The 23,422-nt window shown below is 72.4% G+C and carries 19 protein-coding genes and 1 pseudogene; 10 read left to right on the forward strand and 10 right to left on the reverse strand.

All coding sequences use genetic code 11. The features are described from left to right. Positions 1-97 precede the first annotated feature (97 nt). Positions 98-526: pseudogene (locus tag ACFY2B_RS22525) on the forward strand (nuclear transport factor 2 family protein); the annotation flags it as partial. A 27-nt stretch (positions 527-553) separates the two neighbouring features. Here ACFY2B_RS22525 and ACFY2B_RS22530 read toward each other — a convergent pair. After that, on the reverse strand, positions 554-1,030 hold the full coding sequence (locus ACFY2B_RS22530) for a GNAT family N-acetyltransferase (RefSeq protein WP_390764860.1): 477 nt from the start codon (positions 1,028-1,030) through the stop codon (positions 554-556). A 68-nt stretch (positions 1,031-1,098) separates the two neighbouring features. Between ACFY2B_RS22530 and ACFY2B_RS22535 the strand changes: the two genes are divergently transcribed. Beyond that, positions 1,099-1,902, forward strand: coding sequence for an exodeoxyribonuclease III (locus ACFY2B_RS22535; protein WP_390764861.1), 804 nt, complete (start codon positions 1,099-1,101; stop codon positions 1,900-1,902). Positions 1,903-1,973: 71 nt separating this feature from the next. Here ACFY2B_RS22535 and ACFY2B_RS22540 read toward each other — a convergent pair whose 3' ends face one another. Next, positions 1,974-2,594, reverse strand: a complete 621-nt coding sequence (locus tag ACFY2B_RS22540; protein WP_390765046.1) for a MerR family transcriptional regulator — start codon at positions 2,592-2,594, stop codon at positions 1,974-1,976. Positions 2,595-2,795: 201 nt separating this feature from the next. Here ACFY2B_RS22540 and ACFY2B_RS22545 point away from each other — a divergent pair, with 201 nt between their 5' ends. From ACFY2B_RS22545 to ACFY2B_RS22560, 4 genes are all read left to right on the forward strand, one after another. Then, positions 2,796-4,301 carry a flavin-containing monooxygenase gene (locus ACFY2B_RS22545; protein ID WP_390764862.1) on the forward strand — a complete coding sequence of 502 codons (1,506 nt, stop codon included), beginning with the start codon at positions 2,796-2,798 and terminating at the stop codon, positions 4,299-4,301. Then, the gene (locus tag ACFY2B_RS22550; protein WP_390764863.1) at positions 4,298-5,380 is read left to right on the forward strand and encodes an alpha/beta fold hydrolase; all 1,083 of its coding nucleotides are present in this window, start codon (positions 4,298-4,300) and stop codon (positions 5,378-5,380) included. Before ACFY2B_RS22545 ends, ACFY2B_RS22550 begins: the two co-directional genes overlap by 4 nt. Beyond that, positions 5,377-6,261 (forward strand): SDR family oxidoreductase, encoded by an 885-nt coding sequence (locus ACFY2B_RS22555; protein WP_390764864.1) that lies wholly within the window; start codon positions 5,377-5,379, stop codon positions 6,259-6,261. Before ACFY2B_RS22550 ends, ACFY2B_RS22555 begins: the two co-directional genes overlap by 4 nt. Positions 6,262-6,347: 86 nt before the next feature. Then, on the forward strand, positions 6,348-6,587 hold the full coding sequence (locus ACFY2B_RS22560; RefSeq protein ID WP_390764865.1) for a hypothetical protein: 240 nt from the start codon (positions 6,348-6,350) through the stop codon (positions 6,585-6,587). A 182-nt stretch (positions 6,588-6,769) separates the two neighbouring features. Here ACFY2B_RS22560 and ACFY2B_RS22565 read toward each other — a convergent pair whose 3' ends face one another. Continuing rightward, positions 6,770-10,309 carry a S41 family peptidase gene (locus tag ACFY2B_RS22565; protein WP_390764866.1) on the reverse strand — a complete coding sequence of 1,180 codons (3,540 nt, stop codon included), beginning with the start codon at positions 10,307-10,309 and terminating at the stop codon, positions 6,770-6,772. A 193-nt stretch (positions 10,310-10,502) separates the two neighbouring features. Between ACFY2B_RS22565 and ACFY2B_RS22570 the strand changes: the two genes are divergently transcribed. The 3 genes from ACFY2B_RS22570 to ACFY2B_RS22580 all read left to right on the forward strand — a co-directional run bounded on the left by ACFY2B_RS22570 (position 10,503) and on the right by ACFY2B_RS22580 (position 14,768). After that, complete coding sequence (locus tag ACFY2B_RS22570) at positions 10,503-11,144, forward strand: TetR/AcrR family transcriptional regulator (RefSeq protein WP_390764867.1); 642 nt, start codon at positions 10,503-10,505, stop codon at positions 11,142-11,144. A gap of 217 nt (positions 11,145-11,361) precedes the next feature. Then, on the forward strand, positions 11,362-13,584 hold the full coding sequence (locus ACFY2B_RS22575) for an MMPL family transporter (RefSeq protein WP_390764868.1): 2,223 nt from the start codon (positions 11,362-11,364) through the stop codon (positions 13,582-13,584). A gap of 305 nt (positions 13,585-13,889) precedes the next feature. Further along, positions 13,890-14,768, forward strand: a complete 879-nt coding sequence (locus ACFY2B_RS22580; RefSeq protein WP_390764869.1) for an NAD(P)-dependent oxidoreductase — start codon at positions 13,890-13,892, stop codon at positions 14,766-14,768. Positions 14,769-14,963: 195 nt separating this feature from the next. Here the strand turns inward: ACFY2B_RS22580 and ACFY2B_RS22585 are convergent, their stop codons facing one another. The 5 genes from ACFY2B_RS22585 to ACFY2B_RS22605 all read right to left on the reverse strand — a co-directional run bounded on the left by ACFY2B_RS22585 (position 14,964) and on the right by ACFY2B_RS22605 (position 19,253). Further along, on the reverse strand, positions 14,964-15,239 hold the full coding sequence (locus tag ACFY2B_RS22585; protein WP_390764870.1) for a DUF1876 domain-containing protein: 276 nt from the start codon (positions 15,237-15,239) through the stop codon (positions 14,964-14,966). An 89-nt stretch (positions 15,240-15,328) separates the two neighbouring features. Further along, the gene (locus tag ACFY2B_RS22590; protein ID WP_390764871.1) at positions 15,329-16,549 is read right to left on the reverse strand and encodes a serine hydrolase domain-containing protein; all 1,221 of its coding nucleotides are present in this window, start codon (positions 16,547-16,549) and stop codon (positions 15,329-15,331) included. A 127-nt stretch (positions 16,550-16,676) separates the two neighbouring features. Next, on the reverse strand, positions 16,677-17,459 hold the full coding sequence (locus tag ACFY2B_RS22595) for an energy-coupling factor ABC transporter ATP-binding protein (RefSeq protein WP_390764872.1): 783 nt from the start codon (positions 17,457-17,459) through the stop codon (positions 16,677-16,679). Then, positions 17,447-18,208 carry a cobalt ECF transporter T component CbiQ gene (gene cbiQ / locus ACFY2B_RS22600; protein WP_390764873.1) on the reverse strand — a complete coding sequence of 254 codons (762 nt, stop codon included), beginning with the start codon at positions 18,206-18,208 and terminating at the stop codon, positions 17,447-17,449. The genes ACFY2B_RS22595 and cbiQ overlap by 13 nt, the downstream gene beginning before the upstream one ends. Position 18,209: 1 nt before the next feature. After that, a complete protein-coding gene (locus tag ACFY2B_RS22605; RefSeq protein WP_390764874.1) occupies positions 18,210-19,253 on the reverse strand; it encodes an energy-coupling factor ABC transporter permease in 1,044 nt (347 codons plus the stop codon). Between the two features lie 181 nt (positions 19,254-19,434). Here ACFY2B_RS22605 and ACFY2B_RS22610 point away from each other — a divergent pair, with 181 nt between their 5' ends. Further along, the gene (locus ACFY2B_RS22610; RefSeq protein WP_390764875.1) at positions 19,435-19,797 is read left to right on the forward strand and encodes an SsgA family sporulation/cell division regulator; all 363 of its coding nucleotides are present in this window, start codon (positions 19,435-19,437) and stop codon (positions 19,795-19,797) included. A gap of 75 nt (positions 19,798-19,872) precedes the next feature. Here the strand turns inward: ACFY2B_RS22610 and ACFY2B_RS22615 are convergent, their stop codons facing one another. Together ACFY2B_RS22615 and ACFY2B_RS22620 are read right to left on the reverse strand one after the other, a co-directional pair. Beyond that, complete coding sequence (locus ACFY2B_RS22615; RefSeq protein WP_390764876.1) at positions 19,873-21,537, reverse strand: penicillin-binding transpeptidase domain-containing protein; 1,665 nt, start codon at positions 21,535-21,537, stop codon at positions 19,873-19,875. A 114-nt stretch (positions 21,538-21,651) separates the two neighbouring features. Next, positions 21,652-23,274: a penicillin-binding transpeptidase domain-containing protein gene (locus tag ACFY2B_RS22620; protein WP_390764877.1), complete on the reverse strand. Its 1,623-nt coding sequence runs from the start codon at positions 23,272-23,274 to the stop codon at positions 21,652-21,654. Positions 23,275-23,422: the final 148 nt, after the last annotated feature.

Below are 23,422 nucleotides of genomic sequence, written 5' to 3' on the forward strand. Positions count from 1 at the left end.
CGATCCGAACGACGCCGATCCGAACGACGCCGACCCGAACGACGTCGGCGATCCGAATGAGGCTGATGATCGGAGCGACGTCGGCGATCCGAATGAGGCTGATGATCCGAGCGCCGCCGACCCGGCGCTGCCGGCTGCCGTCTCGGGTACCCCCTCGCCGGGCCCGGATCCCGCCGTGGGCGAGGACGTGCTCGTACCGCTGCGCGCCTACGTCCGCGGGCACGCCACCGGCGACCCCGCCCATTTCCGCGACGCGTTCCTGCCCACCGCCCACGTCGAGGGAATCCGGGACGGCGCCTTCGTCTCGTGGCGGCTGGAGGAGTACTGCGCCCTCTTCTCCGGCCGGCCCGCGCCGGACGAGGCGACCCGGTCGCGCCGTATCGACGCCGTCGACGTCCACGGCACCGTCGCGACCGCGGCCATGACGCTCCGGCACGGCGCGGACACCTTCACCGACGTCTTCCTGCTGGTGCACGCCGACGGCGGCTGGCGCATCGCCAACAAGGTCTATCACCGGCACGGCTGAGCGGGGGCCGGCGGACGGACGGTCCGGCTACAGGGGCTTCGCGTAGCAGAGGCTGGACTCGTGGTGGCGGTAGTAGCCGAACTTGGTGCACGGTTCGTAGCCGCTGGAGGTGTACAGGGCGATGGCCTCCGGCTGTGCCGTGCCCGTCTCCAGCACCATGCGGACGCGGCCGGCCGCGCGTGCGTCCTCCTCCAGGGCGGCCAGGATGCGGCGGGCCAGGCCGCGGCCGCGCATCTGCTCGATCACGAACATGCGCTTGAGTTCGGCGTCGCCGTCCTCGTTGCCCTGCCCGTTGGCGTCCTGGCTGCGCCAGCCGCCGGTGGCCACGGGGCGGTCGCCGCCGTCGTAGGCGATCAGGTACACACCCCTCGGCGGGGTGAAGTCCAGGGCGTCCAGGACGGTGGCGTCACCGCCGTCGCCGTAGCGCAGGTGGTACTCGGCCTGGACTTCGTCGTTGAGCTTGACGGCGTCGGGGTGGTCGAAGGGGACGCGACGTATAAGCATGCTAGGCATCGTACTTCTATGCAGAGTGCGGACGTGGGCCTCGTACAGTGTGCCGGTATCGTGCCCTGGTGCTGACTGTGACCTCTGTCAATGTGAACGGGCTGCGGGCCGCCGCGAAGAAGGGCTTCGTGGAGTGGCTCGCCGGGACCTCCGCGGACGTGCTCTGCCTGCAAGAGGTGCGCGCCGAGCCGCAGCAGCTGCCCGAGGGCGTACGGCAGCCGGAGGGCTGGCACGTCGTTCAGGCCCCGGCCGCCGCCAAGGGGCGCGCGGGCGTCGCCCTGTACACCCGGCGGGAACCCGACCGCGTCCAGGTCGGCTTCGGCTCGGCCGAGTTCGACACGAGCGGCCGGTACGTCGAGGCCGATCTGCCCGGGGTCACCGTCGCCTCCCTCTATCTGCCCTCCGGAGAGGTGGGCACCGAGCGGCAGGACGAGAAGATCCGGTTCATGGACGAGTTCCTGGCCCATCTGAAGGCGCTGCGTGCGCGGGCCGCCGCCGACGGGCGGGAGGTCGTCGTCTGCGGCGACTGGAACATCGCCCACCAGAACAGCGATCTCAAGAACTGGCGCGGCAACACCAAGAACTCCGGCTTCCTGCCCGAGGAGCGGGCCTGGCTGACGCGGGTCCTCGACCCGGCGGACGGCGGGTACGCCGATGTCGTACGGGCCCTGCACCCCGAGACCGAGGGGCCGTACACCTGGTGGTCGTACCGGGGACGGGCCTTCGACAACGACAGCGGTTGGCGGATCGACTACCACGTCTCGACGCCCGGGCTCGCGGGCAAGGCCGTCAAGGGGTACGTGGAACGGGCGGCCACGCACGCCGAACGCTGGTCGGACCACGCGCCGGTGACGGTGGTCTACGACCTGTAGGTCTCGCGCTCCGCGGCGCATGCTTCCCTGCGGCCTGCTTTCCGGCCCGGCGCGGGCTGCCGTCAGTCCGGTCAGTCCCGTTTGTGCAGGCGCCTGTCCAGCGCCAGGGAGAACTCCGCCTCGACCACGCTGCGGGCCAGCGGGCGCAGGCGTTCCAGGTCGTCCTCGGGGGCGTGGCGCAGGACCATCCGGGCGAACATGTCGGCCAGCGCGTCGGTGTGTTCGCGTACCCGCTTGCCCGCCGCCAGTACCTCGGCGAGCGGGATGCCCTCGCGGACCAGCGCGGACGACACGTCCAGCAGGCGGCGGCTGATGTGCACGAGCTCGTTGCCGTCGGTGCCCAGGTAGCCCAGCTCCAGGGCGGCGGCCAGGTTCTCCGGGGTGACCTCGCCCTCGAAGCGGGCGGCCAGTTCCTCGGGGGTGAGGCGGACCGGCTCCTCCTCGGTGGGGGTGTCGACGCCGAGCAGGTCGGCGACGCCGCGGCCGTGGTCGAGGGCGTCGGCCAGCTCCGCGATGCCGCTGAGCGTGTGGCCGCGCTCCAGCAGCGCCGAGATGGTGCGCAGACGGGCGAGGTGCTGGTCGTCGTACCAGGCGATGCGGCCCTCGCGGCGGGGCGGCCGGATCAGCTTGCGTTCGCGGTAGAAGCGCAGGGTGCGCACCGTGATGCCGGCCAGCCGGGCCAGTTCCTCCATGCGGTACTCGCGGGGGCCGCCCTGACGGCCGCCGCCCTGTCCGTCGCTTCGTCCACCGTCTGCTGCCACAGGGGCAGCCTAGGGCGTACCGCCGGTAACTTTCCTTCGTCCGACCCCTACCCATCGGTACGGGGCTGCCCTACGCTCCCATCGTGCCAGTGTTCACTGGCGGAATCCGTTGCGATGCCGGGAGGCTGCGGGATGGCCCAGCACGAGCATGTACGGGTGGCGGTGATCGGGTCCGGGTTCGGCGGCCTCGGCGCGGCCGTGCGGCTGCGCCGCGAGGGGATCACCGACTTCGTCGTCCTGGAACGGGCGGACAGCGTCGGCGGCACCTGGCGGGACAACGACTATCCCGGGTGCGCCTGCGACGTACCCTCCCACCTGTACTCCTTCTCCTTCGCGCCCAACCCCGAGTGGCCGCGCGCCTTCTCCGGGCAGGAGCACATCCGCGCCTATCTGGAGCGCGTCACCGACACCTTCCGGCTGCGCCCGCACCTGCGCTTCGGCGCCGAGGTGAAGCGGATGGCCTGGGACGGCGGGAAACTGCGCTGGGAGATCGAGACCAGCAGCGGTGCGCTGAGCGCCGACGTCGTCGTCTCCGCCGCCGGGGCGCTGGCCGACCCCAGGATCCCGCGGATCCCGGGGCTCGACTCCTTCCCCGGCGAGGTCTTCCACTCCGCCCGCTGGAACCACGACTACGACCTGCGCGGCAAGCGCGTCGCCGTGGTCGGCACCGGCGCCTCCGCCATCCAGATCGTGCCGGCCGTCCAGCCGCTCGTCTCCCGGCTGACCCTCTTCCAGCGCACCCCGCCGTGGGTGCTGCCGCGCGTCGACCGGGCCATCACCGGCGCCGAGCGGTGGCTGCACCGGCACCTTCCGATCACCGTGCAGGCCCGGCGCGGACTGCTGTGGGGCATCCGGGAACTGCAGGTGCAGGCGTTCACCAAGCACCCGAACGAACTCGGCCCGGTCGAGCAGCTCGCCAAGCGCACCATGGCCCGCGCCGTCAAGGACCCCGCGCTGCGCGCCAGGCTCACCCCCGACTACCGGATCGGCTGCAAGCGGATCCTGCTGTCCAACTCCTACTACCCGGCCCTCGCCCAGCCGAATGTCGACGTGGTGGCGAGCGGGCTGAGCGAGGTCAGGGGCGCCACCCTGGTCGCCGCCGACGGCACCGAGGCCGAGGCCGACGCGATCGTCCTCGGGACGGGCTTCCACGTCACCGACATGCCGATCGCCGAGCGGGTCGTCGGCGCGGACGGCATAACCCTCGCCCAGGCATGGCAGGACGGCATGCAGGCGCTGCGCGGCGCCTCCGCGGCCGGCTTCCCCAACTGGATGACGATCATCGGGCCGAACACCGGCCTCGGGAATTCCTCCATGATCCTGGTGATCGAGTCCCAGCTGAACTACATGGCCGACTTCCTGCGCCAGCTCGACGTCCTCGGCGGCCGGGCCGCCCTCGACGCCCGCCCCGGCGCGGTGCGCGCCTGGAACGAGCGGATCCAGGAGCGGTTGCTGCGCACGGTGTGGAGCACCGGCGGCTGCACCAGCTGGTACCTGGACGCGAGCGGCCGCAACACCACCATCTGGCCCGGCACGACGACGGAGCTGCGGCGTGCCACCCGGCGGGTGGACCTCGCCGAGTACGAGGTCCTGCGGGTACCCGCCCGCGCGGCGGCCCCGGTGGAGGTGGGGGCGTGAGCCGTCCGACGCACGTGACCGCGGGCCCCTACGCGCCGCCCACGCCCGCCCGCGAGCTGACGGTGGTCTCCGCCGACGGCGCGCGGCTGCACACCGAGGTGCACGGCCCCGAGGGCGCGCCGCCGGTCGTCCTCGCCCACGGCTGGACGTGCTCGACCGCCTTCTGGGCGGCCCAGATCCGGGACCTGGCGGCGGACCACCGGGTCATCGCTTACGACCAGCGGGGCCACGGGCGCAGTCCGGCGAACCCCGTCTGCTCGACCCGGGCGCTCGCCGACGACCTGGAGGCCGTGCTCGACCGGACGCTCGCGCCGGGCGAACGAGCCGTGCTCGCGGGGCACTCCATGGGCGCCATGACGGTACTGGCGGCGGCCACGCGGCCCCGCTTCCGCGAGCACACCGCCGCCGTCCTGCTGTGCAGCACGGGCAGTTCGCGGCTGGTCGCGGAGGCACGCATCGTGCCGCTGCGCGCCGGGCGCGCACGCACCTGGATCACAGCGCGCATCCTGGGCTCGCGCGCCCCGCTCGGTCCGGTCACGCCGGTGGCCCGGCGGATCCTCAAGTACGCGACGATGGGTGCCGGTTCCGCGCCGTACATGGTGGACGCGTGCGCCCGGATCGTGCACGCCTGCCCGCCCGGTGCGCGGTACGCCTGGTCGCAGGTGCTGGACCGGCTCGATCTCGACGACGGCGTACGGGAGTTGACGGTGCCCACGGCGGTGGTCGCCGGGACCGCCGACCGGCTCACGCCGCCGGTGCACGCGCGCGCCATCGTCGCCGCGCTGCCGCACTGCGTCGGCCTGACCGAACTGCCCGGACTCGGCCACATGACGCCGGTGGAGGCGCCCGAACTGGTCACCGGACGGATCCGGGAACTCGTCGCGACGTACCTCGACGACCCGGCGCGGCCCAAAGACGCGAACGGCGCGAAGGGCGCGAACGGCGCGAACGGCGCTGCGGACACGGCACGTACGGCAGACACCGAAGGCACAGGCACAGGCACAGGCACGGGCACGGGCACGGCCGCGGGTGCGGGCGCGGTGGACGGTGCGGACGTGCGGGCCAAGGAGGGCGCATGAGCAGGGTCGGCCTCGAAGGGCAGGTCGCGGTCGTCACCGGCGCGGCACGCGGCGTCGGCGAGATGCTCGCCCGCAAACTGTCCGCGCGCGGCGCGAAGGTGGCGCTGGTCGGTCTGGAGCCGGACGCGCTGAAGGAGGTCTCCGGGCGGCTGCACGGCGACAGCGGCCACTGGTACGCCGACGTCACCGACCACGCGGCGATGGTCCGGGTGGCCGATGAGGTCAAGGAGCGCTTCGGCAAGGTGGACATCGTCGTCGCCAACGCCGGTGTCGCCACCGGCGGTCCGTTCGCCGACTCCGACCCGGACGCCTGGCGGCGGGTGATCGAGGTCAACCTGATCGGCTCGACGGTGACCGGCCGTGCCTTCCTGCCCGCGCTCGCTCAGAGCCGCGGCTATCTGCTCCAGATCGCCTCGCTCGCCGCGCTCACCCCGGCGCCGATGATGACGGCGTACTGCGCCTCCAAGGCGGGCGTGGAGGCGTACGCGCACAGCCTGCGCGCCGAGGTCGGCCACCAGGGGGTGCGGGTCGGGGTGGCGTACCTGTCCTGGACCGACACGGACATGGTGCGCGGCGCCGACCAGGACGGGACCATGCGGGAGTTGCGGCAGCGGCTGCCGTGGCCGGCCAACAGGACCTATCCGCTGGGGCCCGCGGCGGAGCGGATCGTGGCCGGGATCGAACGCCGGTCGAGCCATGTGTACGGGCAGTGGTGGCTGCGCGGGATGCAGGGCGTACGGGGTTGTCTGCCGGCGCTCGTCGGGACGGTCGGGCAGCGCGAGATGCGGCGGTTCGGGCCCCGGCTCCAGGGGATGCGCATCGGGCTGGTCGGCGCGGGCGGGGAGGCCGACGAACGGGCGCGGGCTACGCACCGTGACTGATCGACATGCGCGGGGTGTCGGGCCGTGTGAATCTGGTCGGGGCCCATCGAGGCCCAACCCCCCTACCCTCACGGGAGTGAACCCACATGGGTATGAAGGACCAGTTCCAGGAGAAGGCCAAGAACCTGCGGGACCAGGCCGAGCAGAGCGCGCGTGAGAAGGCCGGCCAGCGCGGTCAGCGCGGCCAGCAGCAGTCCGGCAAGCCGCAGCCCGGCGGCAAGCCGCAGTCCGAGCGCGGCGGCCGCCAGAACCCGCGGGACACGCGGGACACGCCGGACAGCGAGCGTGAGATGCACGACCGCATGGACCAGGACTACGACGCCTGACCCACGGTCGGTCATCGGTCCGCACAAGGGCGCCCCGGACGCGGGGCGCCCTTCCCGTACCCGTTCCCGTGCCCATGCCTGTTCCCGTTCCCGTTCTCTGCGTCCGTTCTTCGTACCTGTTCTTCGCACCCGTTCTTCGGGCCCGGTCCCGGTGTCCGGTCCGCGCGCACGCGGGCGGGCGGTCAGGCCCGGGGCGGCAGTTCGGGGCGCGAGCGGTCCGGTACCTCGCTGAGGTCGGGCGGCGTCGCCGCGGGCCAGGACACCAGCAGTTCCAGGACCAGCCGGATCGCGTCGTCCATCTCGACGTGCCGGCCCTCGGCCCAGTCCAGCGGGGTGCGCAGGGCCTCCACGTCCGGTGCCACCCCGTGGTTCTCCACGGACCAGCCGTACGCGTCGAACCAGGCCGCGTTCATCGGCACCGTGATCACCGTGCCGTCGCCCAGCCGGTGCCGCCCGGTGACGCCGACCACGCCGCCCCAGGTGCGCTGCCCGACCACCGGACCCAGCTTCAGCAGCCGGATCGCGGCGGTGATCATGTCGCCGTCGGACGAGGTGGCCTCGTCGGCCAGCGCCACGATCGGGCCGCGCGGCGCGTTGGAGGCGTACGACACGGGCTGGGCGTCCCGCGTCAGGTCCCAGCCGAGGATGGTCCGGGTCAGCTTCTCGACGACGAGTTCGCTGATGTGCCCGCCCGCGTTGCCGCGCACGTCCACCAGGAGCGCGGGCCGGGACACCTCCATGCGCAGATCGCGGTTGAACTGGGCCCAGCCGGAGCCGCCCATGTCCGGGATGTGCAGATAGCCGCACCGGCCGCCGCTCAACTCCCGGGTCACCTGGCGGCGTTTGGCCACCCAGTCCTGGTAGCGCAGCGGCCGCTCGTCGATCAGCGGCACCACCGCCACCCGCCGCGCCGGACCCGCCTCGCCCGCCGCGCCTTTCCGGTCCGCCGCGTCCTGCTCGTCCGCCGCGCCCTGTTCTTCCGCAGGTCTCGTGGAGCCGGCGGTGGCCGGTGGTTCTTCGTCGGGCGGGGGATGGACGAAGGTCAGTTCCACGGTCGTCCCGCCCGCGCCCGCCAGCAGCGGGTACGGGCCCGCCACCGGGTCCACCGGCCGCCCGTCCACCTGGGTGAGTACCGCGCCCGCCCGGATGCCGGTGCCGGCCAGCGGCGAACGCGCCCGGGAGTCGGAGGAGTCGCCCGGCAGGATCCGCCGGACCGTCCAGCGGCCGTCCCGGCGGACGAAGTCGGCGCCGAGCAGGCCCTGGTAGCGCTGGAAGTGGGGCGGGCCCTCGTTGCGCCGGGCCGGGGTGACATAGGCGTGGGAGGTGCCCAGCTCGCCCAGCACCTCGCGCAGCAGATCCGCGAACTCGTCCGGGGACGCGACGCGTTCGACCAGCGGCCGGTACTGGTCGAGGACCGCGTCCCAGTCGATGCCGCACATGCCCGGGTCCCAGAAGTAGGCCCGGATGAGCCGGCCCGCCTCCTCGAAGGACTGGCGCCACTCGGCGGGCGGGTCGACCTCGTGCAGGATGCGGCGCAGGTCGATCCAGACCGTGGTGTCGGCGTCGCCGTACTCGGTCGACGGGACGGCGCGCAGGTCGCCCTCGTCGACCACGACCAGCCGGGTGCCGTCGCCGCTGACCGTGAACCAGTCCAGATGGCCTACGAGTTCGGACTTTTTCGCCTTGGTGATGTGGAAGTACTCCAGGGTGGGGCGCCCGCTCGTGTCGGCCGGGTTGACGAAGGTCTCGCCCAGGGCACCCGAGATCGGCCAGCGCAGCCAGACCAGGCCGCCGCCGGCCACCGGTTGCAGCGCGGAGTACTTGGAGGCGGTCACCGGGAACGGGGTGACCCGGTTCTCCAGGCCCTCGACCTCGACGGTGACCGCGGAGCCGTCGCCGGGCCCGCCCTCGGCGGGGTCCAGGCCGCCGGCCGCCGGACGGCCGTCCGGGTTCAGGGCGAACGGGGAGGGGGTCGCGGACGACAGCGGCACCAGGTACGGGCGGCAGCCGAGCGGGAAGGACAGGTCCCCGGTGTGCACGTCGTACACCGGGTCGAAGCCGCGCCAGGACAGGAACGCCAGGTAGCGGCCGTCCCGGGTGAACACCGGGTTCTCGTCCTCGAAGCGGCCGTTGGTCACGTCGACGATCAGCCGGTCCGGCTGTCCGGCCCCGGGCACGCGGGCCATCTTGATCTGCCGCAGCGAACGCCCGATCCCCGGGTGGGACCAGGTCAGCCAGGTCCCGTCCGGGGAGAAGGCCAGGTCCTTCACCGGGCCGTTGACGGACCGGATCAACTCGGTGACCTCGCTTCCGCGGGCGCCGTCGGCCCCTCCCGCGCCGTCGGCCTGTCCGAGGGGCCCGGAGTCCGCCGCATCCGCCGCGTCCGCCGCGTCCGCCGCGGAACCCGCAGAACCCTCGGAGCCCTCGGAGCCCCCGGACCCGCTCCCAGAGTCCCCACCACCCTCACTATCTTCACTGCCCTCACCACCCCCACCGCCCTCGGCCGCGTCGACGAGCAGCAGGCGTCCGTCGTGCGAGGCGACGGCGAGGCGTTCGCCCGACGGGTCCGACACCAGTTCCAGGACCCGGCCCAGCTCACCGGTGGCGGGCCGGCGCGGCGCGCGGTCGCCGCTGGCCCGGGGCAGGTAGGCGATCTCGATCGCGTCCTCGCCCGCCGCGTCCGTGACGTAGGCGATCCGCCCGGTCGAGCCCAGCATCTCCGGGAGCCGGACCCGTACGCCCGGAGTGTCCGCGATGGTGCGGGCCGGGCCGTCCCGGTGGGTGAGCCAGTACAGGCTGCCGCGTACGACGACGGCGCTGGCCCGGCCGGTCTCGTCGACCGATATGCCGTCCAGGTGCTGGGCGGCCGGGACCTGGTACCTGCGGCGGCCGGCCCGCGGCCCGGACAGCCGGATGTCCAGGCGGCGCGGCACGGCGTCCGGGGACAGGTCGTCGACCAGCCACAGGTCGCCCCCGCACTGGTACACCACGCGGGTGCCGTCGCTCGCGGCGTTCCGGGCGTAGAAGGCGTCGTGGTCGGAGTGGCGGCGCAGGTCGGAGCCGTCGTACGCGCAGGAGTAGAGGTTGCCGACGCCCTCGTGGTCGCAGAGGAAGGCGATCCGGCCGGCCACGAACATCGGCGAGTCCAGATGGCCGCCGATGCCGGCGAGCAGCCGCCGTCCGTGCAGCCACAGCCGGCCCATGGCACCGCCCCGGTAGCGCTTCCAGCCGGCCGGTTCGTGCGGTGGGGTGCCGGTGAGCAGCAGGGTTCTGCGTTCGTCGCCGAGGTCGGCGGTCTGGATGTCGGAGACCGGGCCCCAGGGCAGTTTGCGGCCGGGGTCGCCGTCGGGGGAGACCTTGTAGGCCCAGGTGAAGTAGGAGAAGGGCTGGCCGTGGGAGGCGACGGCGAGGATGTCGGAGCGGCCGTCCGGGTCGGGCGGGGTCCAGCCGCACACCCGGGTGTCGGCGCTGCCCCAGTACGTCAGCTGCCGGCCGGGTCCGCCGTCGACGCAGGCCAGGTGGATCTCGGGCACCAGGCTGTGCCAGGTCGTGTAGGCGATGTGGCGGCCGTCGGGGGAGAAACGCGGATGGCCGATCTTGGTGCGGTCCACGGTGAGTCGCCAGGCGCGGCCCGGGGTGCCGAGCGGGGCCAGCCACAGGTCGTCCTCGGCCACGAAGCACAGCAGGTCGCGGCTGAGGTGGGGCAGGCGCAGATAGCTCACCTCCCCATATTTTTCCGGCCGATGGGGAACGGGCAACTCAGGGCAACTCTGATCCAACCGGAAAACGGGCACCTTATGCGCAACTCACAGACGTGATTCAAGGCACGTACGAAACGGTTTCGTTTCGTTGAGGGGTGCGCTACATTCATCACATACAAAACCGTGTCGTCCGGAGCGGGAAAGGGCGAGAGACATGACTGAGGCATCCAAGGGCGTGGCGCTGGCCGCTCCGGTGGAGCCGGTGCTTGCACCGGGGCGTCGCAGTCGCATCACCCCCGAGCGCGAGGCCGAGTTGTACGAGGCCGTGCTCGATCTGCTCCGGGAAGTCGGCTACGACGCCCTCACCATGGACGCCGTGGCCACCCGCACCCGGTCCAGCAAGGCCACCCTCTACCGCCAGTGGGGCGGCAAGGCCGAGCTGGTCGTGAAGGCCATCCGGCACGGCAAGCGGGTCCGCACCGACGAGATCGACACCGGATCGCTGCGGGGCGACCTGCACGGCCTGGTGGCGGCCGAGGACGACTGCGAGATGGAGCGGAGCTCCGCGCTGATGCGGGGTGTCGCCATGGCCATGCACCACAACCCGGATCTGCGCGAAGCCTTCCGCAATCTGGTGGTGGATCCCGAGATCAAGGGGTTCCACTCGATGGTGCGGCGCGCCATCGACCGGGGTGAGGTCCGCCCGGACTGTCCCGCGCTGGAGTTCCTGGTGCACATGATGGTGGGCGGCTTCGCCACCCGGGCACTGCTCGACGACCAGCCGCCGACCCAGGCATTCCTCACGTCGTACCTGGACGCCGTGGTCCTCCCCGCTCTCGGCGTGCCGGTCGGCTGACCCCGCCGGTCGGCTGTCCGCCTCCCTGACCTCCTCAAGCCTCTTCTAGCCCCCTGGCCTCCCCAGCCTCACCTGACGTCACCGCTCACGTCGTCGGGCTGATCACACCTGCCCCCACGGGCTGATCACCCCTGCCTTCAGGGGCCGGTCACGCCTGCCCCGCGGGCTGATCACCTCTGCCCTGAACCACCCCACGACTGATCGGGAGTACGACCTCGTGGCCACGTTCCTCTACACATTGGGCCGGCTCGCCTTCAGGCGACGGCACTTCGTCGCCCTGATCTGGGTGGCGCTGCTGGCGCTGGCCGGTGCCGGCGCCGCGAGCGCGCCGGCGGCGGGCAACAGCTCCTTCTCCATCCCCGGTACGGAGGCGCAGAAAGCCTTCGACCTGCTGGACCAGCGCTTCCCCGGCATGAGCGCCGACGGCGCCACGGCCCGCGTCGTCTTCAAGGCCCCGAGTGGCGGGAAGATGACCGACCGGGGCAACAAGGCCGCCGCCGAGCGGACCGTGCGGGAGCTGCGGGACGGCTCCGAGGTCGTCTCCGTCACCGACCCGTACACCGGGAAGGCCGTCAGCAAGAACGGCACGATCGCCTACGCCTCCGTGAAGTACCGGGTCTCCGGCATGGAGCTGAAGGACTCCTCGCGCGACGCGCTCAACCGGGCGGCCCAGGACGCCCGGGACGCCGGGCTGACCGTCGAGATAGGCGGTGACGCGCTCAGCGCGTCACCCGAGACCGGGTCCAGCGAGGCCATCGGCATCGTCATCGCCGCGGTCGTCCTGGTCATCACGTTCGGCTCGCTGCTCTCGGCCGGACTCCCGCTGCTGACCGCGCTCATCGGCGTGGGCATCGGCGTCTCCACCATTACCGCGCTGGCCGGCGCCCTCGACCTGGGCTCGACCACCTCCATCCTGGCGATGATGATCGGCCTCGCGGTCGGTATCGACTACGCGCTGTTCATCGTCTCCCGCTACCGCGCCGAACTCGCCGAGGGCAGGGAACGCGAGGACGCCGCCGGGCGGGCCGTCGGCACCGCGGGCTCCGCAGTGGTCTTCGCCGGACTCACCGTCGTGATCGCCCTGGTCGGCCTGTCCGTCGTCAACATCCCGATGCTGACGAAGATGGGCGTCGCCGCCGCCGGCACGGTCGCCGTCGCGGTCCTGATCGCCCTCACCATGATCCCGGCGCTGCTCGGCTACGCGGGCCGCCGGGTCACGCCGGCCGGCCAGAAGAGCAGGCTGTTCGGCGGCGGACGCGGGACCAGGCACCCGCACAAGGCGGGCCGGCCGAACCTGGGCACCCGCTGGGCGAGCTTCGTCGTGCGCCGCCCGGTCGCCGTCCTGCTGCTGGGCGTCGTCGGCCTCGGTGCCGCCGCCCTCCCCGCGACCTCCCTGCAACTGGGTCTGCCCGACGACGGCTCCCAGCCGGCGTCGACGACCCAGCGCCGCGCCTACGACCTGCTCTCCGAGGGCTTCGGGCCCGGTTTCAACGGTCCGCTGATGGTCGTCGTCGACGCCCGCGGCAGCGACACCCCGAAGACCGTCTTCACCGATGTCGACGACGAGATCAAGGGCCTCAAGAACGTCGCCTCGGTGACCCCGCCCGCGCCCAACGAGGCCGGCGACACCGCGACCATCACCGTGATCCCGCACTCCAAGCCGTCCTCGTCGACCACCGAGGACCTGGTGCACACGATCCGTTCGACCGGCGCGGACATCAGCCGGACCACGGACGCCAAGATCCTGGTCACCGGTGCTACGGCGATGAACATCGACGTCTCGCAGAAGCTGAACGACGCCCTGCTGCCCTATCTGGCCCTGGTCGTCGGCCTCGCGTTCCTGCTGCTGATCGTGGTCTTCCGCTCCGTCCTGGTCCCGTTGAAGGCGGCCCTCGGCTTCCTGCTGAGCGTGCTGGCGGCCCTGGGCGCCGTCGTCGCGGTCTTCCAGTGGGGCTGGCTGTCCGGCCTGCTGGGCGTCGAGGAGACCGGCCCGGTCATGTCGATGATGCCGATCTTCATGGTCGGTGTGGTCTTCGGCCTCGCCATGGACTACGAGGTGTTCCTGGTGACCCGGATGCGGGAGGCGTACGTCCACGGGGAGAGGCCCACCCAGGCCGTGGTGACCGGCTTCCGGCACGGTGCCCGGGTCGTCACCGCCGCCGCCGTGATCATGATCGCCGTCTTCTCCGGCTTCATCGGTTCCAGCGAGTCGATGGTGAAGATGATCGGTTTCGGCCTTGCGGCCGCCGTGTTCTTCGACGCGTTCATCGTGCGCATGGCGATCGTGCCGGCGGTGCTCGCGCTGCTCGGCCGCCGGGCCTGGTGGCTGCCCCGGTGGCTGGACCGCCTGCTGCCCAACGTGGACGTCGAGGGCGAGGGGCTGCGCGCCCGGGACGAGGACCGGCCCAAGGACGAGGACCGCGAGCTGGTGCGCGCCTGACGCGCACCGCTTGCCGAGAGCCGGCCGGTGAGGGCACCGTGGGGACGGCGTAGCCCTCACCGGCCTCCTTGTCGCGTACGTCCGCCGGCGGCACGCCGTTGGACGTACGCGAACGCACCCCCTGCCCACGGGCCGACGAGTCCCGTCCCGCTGGGACGAACGGGATGAACAGGGCGTACGGGGGGAAAGGCCGACCGCGTCGGCCGCCGACGCCGGGATGACCGCGATCTGACCGAAAGGCCGCCTAAGATCGCCGACGGCGAGGGGAATCCGCGAGCAGGACATCCGAGAACAGGAACCGACGCATGACCGAGAAACTCACCGTGAGCGTCCTGGGCACCGGCATCATGGGTGCCGCGATGACCCGCAACATCGCCCGCGCCGGGCACACCGTCCGCGCCTGGAACCGCACCGCGGACAAGGCCCTGCCGCTGGCCGCCGACGGGGTGCAGGTCGCCGCCGACCCGGCCGCGGCCGTGCGGGACGCCGATGTCGTGCTGACCATGCTCTACGACGGTGACACCGTCCTGGAGGTCATGCGCGAGGCGGCACCCGCGCTGCCCGCCGGCGCGGTCTGGGCGCAGTCGACCACGGCCGGACTCGACTCCGTCGCCGAACTCGCCGGATTCGCCCGCGAGCACGGCCTCGTCTTCTACGACGCCCCCGTCCTCGGCACCCGCCAGCCCGCCGAGTCCGGGCAGCTCACCGTGCTGGCCGCCGGGCCCGAGGAACACCGGAAGACGGTCACGCCCGTCTTCGACGCGGTCGGCGTGCGGACCGTGTGGACCGGTGAGGACGGGGCCGCGGCCGGCGCGACCCGGCTGAAGCTCGTCGCCAACAGCTGGGTCCTCGCGGTCACCGCGGCGGGCGGCGAGGTCCTCGCCCTCTCCCAGGCCCTCGGCGTCGACCCGCAGAGCTTCTTCGACCTGATCGCCGGGGGGCCGCTCGACATGGGGTACCTGCGGGCCAAGGCGGGGCTGGTCCTTGAGGGCCGGCTGAGCCCGGCGCAGTTCGCGGTGAGCACCGCCGGGAAGGACGCGCGGCTGATCGTGGAGGCGGGGGAGCGGGGGCATGTGCGTCTCGACGTGGCCGCCGCCACCGCCGCGCGTCTCGCTCGCGCGGCGGCGCAGGGGCATGGCGACGAGGACATGGCTGCCGCGTATTTCGCGAGCTTCGCGGAGTAGTTTCGGCGGTGGTTGCGCAGTTCCCCGCGCCCCTATGAGGTGCCTCCCGCCATGTTCGTCCGCGGGTTCGTCGTGGCTGGTCGCGCAGTTCCCCGCGCCCCTGTGGAAGTCCGCGGGTAGGTCGTGGCTGAGCGTGTAGTTCCCCGCGCCCCTTTGGGGCGCCTCGCTTGGGGCGTCCCTTCGGGGTGGTGGGGGTCAGACGTTGATCGGGTGTGAGGTGCGGCCGGACAGCGCGTCGATTTCTCCGTGTGCCTTGGACAGCAGGTTCATCGCGAGTTCGTTGAGGGCGCGGGCGCCCGCTATCTCCTCGCCGACCCGTGGCTGGTTGGAGTCGGTGCGGTGCCGGCTCGCCCGGCCGTGCCCCCGGATCTCCGTGCCGTCGGGCAGCCGCACCAGCGCCACCGCCCGCGTGTGCTGATCGTCCTCCTCGAACTCCATCTCGACATGCCAGCCCACTGTGGTGTGCATCATGACGACCACCTCCGGAATCCCTGATTCCAGGGTGCGCCCACCCCACCGCAACGTCACCCCCAAAGGGGCGCGGGGAACCAGCGGAGCGCTCACGTCTGCGCGAGAGCCACCCGTACCGCCCCCACCAGAGCCTGCGCCCGGGGATCGGCCGTCACGCTCTGCCGGAAGCCGTTGGTCACGTAGCCGAAGGCGATGCCCGACTCCGGGTCGGCGAAGCCCAGCGCCCCGCCCCGGCCCGGGTGCCCGAAGGACGCGGGGGACAGCAGCGGCGAGGCCGTGCCGTGCAGCATGTAGCCGAGGCCGAACCGGGTGTTCACGACCAGGACGCGGTCGGGCCCGGCGGACCGCTCCCCGCGGGCCAGCTCCATGGTGCGCGGGGTGAACAGCCGCCGGCCGCCGTCCACTTCGCCGATCAGCGACGCGTAGAAGCGGGCCAGTCCGTCGGCGGTGGCGATGCCGTTGGAGGCGGGCAGGGCGGCGGCCCGGTAAGCGGGGGCGTTCTCGTCGGGCAGCGGGGTGATCGCGGCGAAGGCGCGTCGGGTCAGCGAGCCGGGGTCGGCGTAGGCCGCGGCGACGGACCGCCTCGGCCGGGTCCGCAGTCCGCCGGCCGTCTCGGGGGCGTCGACGGGGCCGACCCGGCCCACGCGCACCGCCTGCGCGTCCGGCAGCCCGAGCCACAGGTCCGCGCCGACCGGCCCGGCGATCTCGGCGGCCAGCCACGCGCCGATCGGCCGGCCGGTGACGCGCCGTACCAGTTCGCCGGTGAGCCAGCCGTAGGTCTGTGCGTGATAGCCGTGGTCCGTGCCCGGCTCCCACACTGGCGCCTGGGCCGCGACGGCCGCCGCGCCGGTCTCGGGATCGGCCGCCTCCCGCGGGGTGAGCGGCCGGTCGAGCACCGGGACGCCGGCGCGGTGCGCGAGCAGGTGCCGCACCAGGGTCCGTTCCTTGCCGGCGGCCTTGAACTCGGGCCAGTACGCGCCCACCGGGGCGTCCAGGTCCAGCTCGCCGCGCTGGTGGAGGAGGAGCAGTACGGCCGCGGCGACGCCCTTCGTCGCGGAGCGCACGATCTGCGCGGTGCCGCGCTCCCAGGGCGCCGAGCCGTCCCCGCCGTCCACGTCCCTGGCGCCGCCCCACAGGTCCACGACCCGCTGCCCGTCCCGGTACACGGCCACCGCCGCGCCCCGGTCGCCCAGCCGGTCGAAGTTCCGCTGGAACGCGTCCCTGACCGGCTCGAAGCCCTCGGCCACGGTGCCGCTGACGTCTGGTGCGCTGACGTCTGGTGCGCTGACGTCCGTGCCGTTGCCGTCCACGCCCGCACTTCCCTTCGGCTTGCCTTCGACAGTGGGTGGAACACCCGCTGTCAGCCTGCGATTCCTTCGTTTCGCGGGCCGAAGGGGATCGTTACATCGACGTTGCCGTGGGCCGGCGGCGGACCCGTCACAGCCGGGCGGAGCGCCCGTTCACCGAGCGCGGGTCGAAGCCGAAGGGCAGTTCCAGGCGGTGGGCCCGCATCAGCGCGTCGTCGGACAGCAGGTCGCCGGTCGGCCCGTCCGCCGCGATCACACCGTCGCTGAGGACCAGCGCGCGCGGGCACAGCTCCAGCGCGTAGGGCAGGTCGTGCGTGACCATCAGGACGGTGACGTCCAGGGTGCGCAGGATGTCGGCGAGTTCCCGGCGGGAGGCCGGGTCGAGGTTGGAGGAGGGTTCGTCCAGGACCAGGATCTCCGGCTCCATCGCCAGCACGGTCGCGACGGCCACCCGGCGCCGCTGGCCGAACGAGAGGTGGTGCGGCGGCCGGTCCGCGAAGTCCTGCATGCCCACCCGCTCCAGGGCCGTGCGCACCCGCTCCGCCAGCGCGTCCCCCCGCATCCCGGCGGCGGCCGGCCCGAACGCCACGTCCTCCCGCACGGTCGGCATGAACAACTGGTCGTCCGGGTCCTGGAAGACGATGCCGACCTTCTGCCGGATCTCGGCCAGGTGCGCGCGGCCGACCGGCAGCCCGGCCACGGTCACCGTCCCGGTCCCGCCGCTCAGGATGCCGTTGAGGTGCAGGACGAGGGTGGTCTTGCCGGCGCCGTTCGGGCCGAGCAGCGCGACCCGTTCGCCGCGGTCGATGCGGAAGTCCACGCCGAACAGGGCCTGGTGGCCGTCGGGGTAGGCGAAGGCGAGGCCGGAGACCGCCAGGGACACGGGGATCGGGTCAGTGCTCACAGGGTCCATCCCAGCAGACAGACGACGAGGGCGGCGACGGGGAGGGCCAGGGCGTGCGACCACTGGGCCCGGGACGCGGTCACCTCGTCGATGACCGGCATGGAACCGGCGTAGCCGCGGCTCACCATGGCGAGGTGGACGCGTTCGCCGCGCTCGTAGGTGCGGATGAACAGCGCGCCGGCGGACTTGGCGAGCACGCCCCAGTGGCGCACCCCGCGCGCCTCGAAGCCGCGCGACTCGCGGGCGATCCGCATGCGGCGCATCTCGTCGGTGATGACATCGCCGTAGCGGATCATGAACGACGCGATCTGCACCAGCAGCGGCGGCAGCTTCAGCCGCTGGAGTCCGAGCAGGAGTGCGCGCAGTTCGGTGGTGGCGGCCAGCAGCACCGAGGCGGCGACGCCGAGGGTGCCCTTGGCGAGGACGTTCCAGGCACCCCACAGGCCGTTGACGCTCAGCGACAGGCCGAGGACGTCGACCCGTTCGCCCTGCGCCACGAACGGCATGAGCACCGCGAACGCCACGAACGGCACTTCGATCAGCAGGCGCTTGAACAGGAAACCGGCGGGTACACGGGCGTGACAGGCCACGCCCGCCAGCAGTACCGCGTACCACCCGAAGGCCCACACGGCCTCCCGCGGCGTGGAGACCACGACCACGACGAAGGTGAAGGCGGCGGCGAGTTTGGTGTGCGGCGGCAGCACGTGCACGGGTGAGTGCCCGTGCCGGTACAGCCGGTGGGAGTGTCCGGCCCCCATGTCAGAGGTCCGTGCCCGCGGGGGAGACCTCCTGGGTGCGGCGCCTGCGCAGCGCCCAGAACACCGCGCTGCCCGCGACGACCGTGACGCCCACGCCGATCACACCCGCGAGACCACCGGAGAGGCGGGCGTCGGAGACGTCCTTGACGCCGTAGTCGGCGAGCGGCGAGTCGGCCGAGGTGTGCTCCTTAGCCTTCTGGTCGATCCCGTGGTCGTGGGCGACCTTCTCCAGGCCGTCGGGGTTGGCGGAGGCGTAGAAGCTGACGAACCCGGCGAGGACGAGGGAGGCGACGAGCCCGGTGATCCACAGGGTGCGGCGCGAGGTGCGGGCGGCGGCCGGCGCGGGCGCGGCCGGGGCGTCGACCAGTTCGCCGTTCACCCGCAGCTTCAGCTCCTGCCGCAGGCCGCGGGCGCCGTGCACCAGGTCCGGCCGTACGGCGATGACGGCGCCGACGGTGAGCGCGGTGATCGCGGCCTCGCCGATGCCGATCAGCACATGGACGCCGATCATCGCGGTGGCGACCTTGCCGATGGCCACGTCGGTGGTGCCGCCGATCGCGTAGATCAGCGTGAAGGCGACGGCGGCGGCGGGCACCGACAGCAGCGCGGCGACGAAGGAGGCCGCGGTGACCGACCGCCTGCCCCGCGGGAGCACCGTGAGCAGGCCGCGGAAGAGGGCGTACGACACCACGGTGGTCACGACCGCCATGTCGGTGATGTTCACGCCCAGCGCGGTCAGGCCGCCGTCGGCGAACAGGATGCCCTGCATCAGCAGGACCACGGACACACAGAGCACTCCGGTGAAGGGGCCGACGAGGATCGCGGCGAGCGCGCCGCCCAGCAGGTGGCCGCTGGTCCCGGCGGCGACCGGGAAGTTCAGCATCTGCACCGCGAAGATGAACGCCGCCACGAGACCGGCCAGCGGCGCGGTCTTCTCTTCCAGCTCGCGCCGCGCGCCGCGCAGGCTCACGGCGATGGCGGCGGCGGCGACCACTCCGGTGACGGCGGAGGTAGGGGCGTCGATGAATCCGTCAGGTACATGCACAGCCCCGATTTTAGGGGCTTGTTGCGAACAGATTGCAAGAGCGAGGTTGTCGTTTTTTGCACAGGTGAGATCGACCGCCTCCCAATGAGCGCAATCTTGGAAATATGCGACATTTGGAAGGAGAGCGGAAGACAGCGATGCCCAGTTTCTGTATAGGTGACGCAGTGTTAGGGGCTGTCCGATGTCTGTAGTCGAACAGTACGCACGAGCCCATATCGTCACGGACGAGGACCCTCGCGCCGACCCCGCGTCCGTACCCGTCGTCCTGCGCTACGACCCCGAGACCGACCCGCGGTCGGTGCGCGTCGGCCTGCCGGGACCGCTGCCCGGACCGCACGACTGGACGCTCCCGCGCACCTTGCTCGAACAGGGCCTGCGGGCGCCCGTCGAGAGCGGCGACGTCCGGGTGTGGCCGTGCGGCAGGGTCCAGGCCGTGGTGGAGTTCCACTCCGCGGGCGGCGTCTCGGTGGTCCAGTTCGAGACGAAGGCCCTGCTGCGGTTCCTGCGCCGTACGTACACGGCGGCCGCGCCCGTGGCGCGGTGAGCGGTCGGCCGCGGCGCCGCCCGGGGGCGGTCCCCGCCCCCACGGCGGCCCGCCGCCGCCCGCCCGCGCGCTCGCTCAGCCGCCCGCCCGCAGCAGGGCCGCCACGATCGGGCCCGCCGTGTCACCGCCGTGGCCGCCCGCCTGGACGACGCCCGCCGCCGCCAGATCCCCGCGGTACGCGGTGAACCAGCCGTTGGGCTTCTTCTGCCCGTCCACCTCCGCGGAGCCCGTCTTGGCGCCGTAATCGGGGCCGAGACCGGACATCGCCTGCGCCGCCGTGCCGTACGCGGCGGTGTACTGCATCAGCTCGCGCAGCTGGGAGAGGGTGCCCGCGGACATCGTGCGGGAGGCGGTGGCCAGCTTGCGGTGGTCGACCGTCGGGGAGACCAGATACGGCTGGTGGAAGCTGCCCGCCTTCACCGTCGCGGCCACCGACGCCATGTTGAGCGGGTTCATGCGCACCCCGCCCTGCCCGATCAGCGAGGCCGCCATCTGGGCCGCCGACTGCACCGGCACCGAGCCGTCGAAGCTCGGGACACCGATCGCCCAGTTGTTCATGGACAGGCCGAAGACCTGCTCGGCCTGCTTGGTCAGGTCGTCGTTCTTCAGCTTCCCGGCCTGGCTGATGAAGGCCGTGTTGCAGGAGCGCGCGAAACTCGCCTTGAACGTGCCGCCCTTGATCTCGAAGTCGTCGTCGTTGTGGAACTTCCAGCCGCCGTAGGTGAACGTCTTCGGGCAGGGGTGCGGCTTGTCCGCGGAGGCCAGGTCCTTCTCGATGAGCAGCGACGACGTGATGACCTTCATCGTGGAGCCCGGGGCCAGCGAGCCCTGGAGGGCCGCGTTGAAGCCGTGGCTGGTGTTGGCCACCGCGAGGATCTCACCCGTCGAGGGGCGCATCACCACGACCGAGGCGTGGTCCGACTTGGCGACCTGCCGTTCGGCGAGGTCCTGAAGGCCGGGGCTCAACGTCGTCTTCACCGTGCCCGGCGTGCCCTGGCTCAGCTCCAGCAGCGTCTTGTCGGACAGCTTGGCCTTCTTCGACGCCTCGCCGCGCACCACCCGCAGCTCCACGCCGGCCTTGCCGCCCGCCAGCTTGCCGTACTTCTCGCGCAGCCCGTCCAGCACCGCGCCCAGCGACGGGTACGCGGCCGTGGTCAGCTTCCCGCCGTTGCGGTCGAGCGCCGTCACCGGCGGCGTGCCGGACGCGCCGGTGACCAGCTTGTCGCCGTCCGCCAGATCGGGGTGCAGGACGGCGGCGTGCCAGCCGACCAGCGGCCTGCCGTCGGACTCGGCGCGCACCACGGTGAGCGCGCTGTCGTACGCCAGCGGCTTGCTGATTCCCTGATAGGAGACCGTGGCCCGCACGGAGAAGGGCACCTTGGCGCCGGCCGCGGTGCCCGGGGTGATCTTGACGTCCTTGAGGTGGGCGTCCTTCGTGTAGCCGGTGAGCAGCGCGGTGGCGGTGCTCGCGTCGTCCGTGGCGGCGGCCGCCTGCGGGGTCTGGCCCCGCTGCCAGGCGGTCAGGAAGCGGGTGGCGGCGGTCCGCACCTCGGTGGCGGTCAGCGGGCCGGTCTTCACCGCCTTGTGGTCCGCCGCCCGGTCGCCGTCGTCGGCCGCGGCGCCGCCCCCGTAGAGCGCGTAGCCGCCGACCCCGGCACCGATGACGACCACGGCGGCCATGCCGCCGAGCACGACCGGCCCGGCCTTCCGTCGCTCGGCGACGCGCCTTCTCTTGCCCACTGCCTCAGTTCCTCCGCGAAATCTCCAGGGCCCCGTCACCCTCGTCGCCCCCGTGCTCCTCAACGATGGCAAACGACGGAAACCACCCTAGAGTCCCGTCCTGTACGGGTGACTTCAGCCACCCGTCCGTAGCACAGCTGCGACAATCGGCCCGGCCGCGTCAACACCGTGGCCGGCGTCCTGGGCCATCGCCGCCGCCGCGACATCGTTGCGGTAACCGGTGAACCAGCTGTTGGACTTGGACTGCCCGTCGACCTCCGCGGAACCGGTCTTCGCGCCGATGCTGCCGCCGAGGCCGGCCATCACACCGGACGCGGTGCCGCTGGTCGCGGTGCGGTTCATCATCGCCCGCAACTGCTGGACGGTGCCCGCGGACAGCCCGCGCGCCTGGGCGGCCTCGCGGTCGTCGAGAGAGAGCGGCACGATCACCGGCTGGTGGAAGGCGCCCGTCATCGCGGTCGCCGTCACCGACGCCATGTTCAGCGGGCTCATCTGGACCTGGCCCTGCCCGATGAGGGCGGCCGCCTTGTCCGGACCCTCGGTGGCGGGCACCGAGCCGTCGAAGGACGGGATACCGGTCTGCCAGTTGTCCCGGCCGAGGCCGAAGCGGTCCTCGGCCTCCCGGGTGAGCGAGTCCGTCTTCAGATCGTCCGTGTACTTGATGAAGGCCGTGTTGCAGGAGCGGGCGAAGCTCTCGGAGAGCGTCGCGTTCAGGTTCGGGGCCAGGTCCTTCAGGTTGTGGAAGGTCTGGCCCTCCCACATCGCGTCCGGGGTGCACGGCGCGGGCCCGTTCGCGGTGGTGATCCCGTTGTCGATGAGCGTGGCCGCGGTGATGATCTTCATGGTGGAGCCGGGGGCCAGCTGGCCGAGGAAGGCCGCGTTGAAGCCGTCCGCGCGGTGGTTGGCGACCGCCAGCACCTCACCGGTGGACGGCTGCACCGCCACCACCGACGACTCGTCGTAGGCGCGCACCGCCTTCTCCGCCGCGGCCTGGACGCCCGCGCTCAGCGTCGTCCGCAGCCGGCCCGGCTTGCCCTTGGCGAGGGTGAGCAGCGTGGTGTCGGCGGCGCCGCCGGCCTGGTGCCGGATCACCAGCTCCACTCCTGGGCTGCCGCCCGCCTTCGCACCGTACTTCTCGCGCAGCCCGTCCAGGATGGGACCCAGGGACGGGTACGCGTCCTTCGTCAGCACCTTCCCGTTCCGGTCCACGGCGTCGATCGGCGGGCTCGCGGACTCGTCGGTCACGAGCGTGTCGCCGGCCTTCAGGTCGGGGTGGACGACGGAGGGCCGCCAGTCGACCAGCGGGCGGTGCGTGGTCCGGCCGCGGACGACCGTCAACTCGCTCTTGTAGTCGAGCGGCGCGGACTTCCCGCCGTAGGACACCGTCGCCTTGACCGTGAAGGGCACGGTGGCACCGGTCGCCGTTCCGGGCGTGATGTGCACCTCGGTGATGTCCGCGGCCTGCGCGTACGCCGTCAGCAGCGGCCCGGCGGTGCCGGCGTCGTTCGTGTACGAGGCCGCCTCGGCCGCGGCGCCCTTCTCCCAGGCGGAGAAGAACTTCTGTGTGGTCTCCCGGACCTCGGCGGCGTCGGGCGGACCGGTGCGCACGGCCTCGGAACCGCTGCCCGACCCGCCGCCGGTCAGCGCGGAGACGAAGTTGTACGTCCCGTAACCGGCACCGCCCACCAGCACGGCGCACACGCCGCCGACGATGCCTATCTTGGCCCCCTTGCGCATACCGCGCACCCCTCCCCGTGCCCCCGTGCATGACCCACGTACTCTAGGTGCAGCAGGTTACTGATGTGGGAGATGTTGTCGGATGGTGTCCGAACAGTGATCGGTCACCGCTTCGCGCAAGCCTCGTGCCCGTGAACCGTCCGGCCAC

Source organism: Streptomyces sp. NPDC001270 (assembly GCF_042896695.1).
Taxonomy (GTDB): Bacteria; Actinomycetota; Actinomycetes; order Streptomycetales; family Streptomycetaceae; genus Streptomyces.

What these genes read in the sequence shown, in the direction of transcription:
- ACFY2B_RS22530 (WP_390764860.1), bottom strand. Translation starts at nt 1,030, where the DNA reads ATGCTTATACGTCGCGTCCCCTTCGACCACCCCGACGCCGTCAAGCTC.
- ACFY2B_RS22540 (WP_390765046.1), bottom strand. Translation starts at nt 2,594, where the DNA reads ATGGAGGAACTGGCCCGGCTGGCCGGCATCACGGTGCGCACCCTGCGC.
- ACFY2B_RS22545 (WP_390764862.1), top strand. Translation starts at nt 2,796, where the DNA reads ATGGCCCAGCACGAGCATGTACGGGTGGCGGTGATCGGGTCCGGGTTC.
- ACFY2B_RS22555 (WP_390764864.1), top strand. Translation starts at nt 5,377, where the DNA reads ATGAGCAGGGTCGGCCTCGAAGGGCAGGTCGCGGTCGTCACCGGCGCG.
- ACFY2B_RS22560 (WP_390764865.1), top strand. Translation starts at nt 6,348, where the DNA reads ATGGGTATGAAGGACCAGTTCCAGGAGAAGGCCAAGAACCTGCGGGAC.
- ACFY2B_RS22570 (WP_390764867.1), top strand. Translation starts at nt 10,503, where the DNA reads ATGACTGAGGCATCCAAGGGCGTGGCGCTGGCCGCTCCGGTGGAGCCG.
- ACFY2B_RS22580 (WP_390764869.1), top strand. Translation starts at nt 13,890, where the DNA reads ATGACCGAGAAACTCACCGTGAGCGTCCTGGGCACCGGCATCATGGGT.
- ACFY2B_RS22585 (WP_390764870.1), bottom strand. Translation starts at nt 15,239, where the DNA reads ATGATGCACACCACAGTGGGCTGGCATGTCGAGATGGAGTTCGAGGAG.
- ACFY2B_RS22595 (WP_390764872.1), bottom strand. Translation starts at nt 17,459, where the DNA reads ATGGACCCTGTGAGCACTGACCCGATCCCCGTGTCCCTGGCGGTCTCC.
- cbiQ (WP_390764873.1), bottom strand. Translation starts at nt 18,208, where the DNA reads ATGGGGGCCGGACACTCCCACCGGCTGTACCGGCACGGGCACTCACCC.
- ACFY2B_RS22610 (WP_390764875.1), top strand. Translation starts at nt 19,435, where the DNA reads ATGTCTGTAGTCGAACAGTACGCACGAGCCCATATCGTCACGGACGAG.
- ACFY2B_RS22620 (WP_390764877.1), bottom strand. Translation starts at nt 23,274, where the DNA reads ATGCGCAAGGGGGCCAAGATAGGCATCGTCGGCGGCGTGTGCGCCGTG.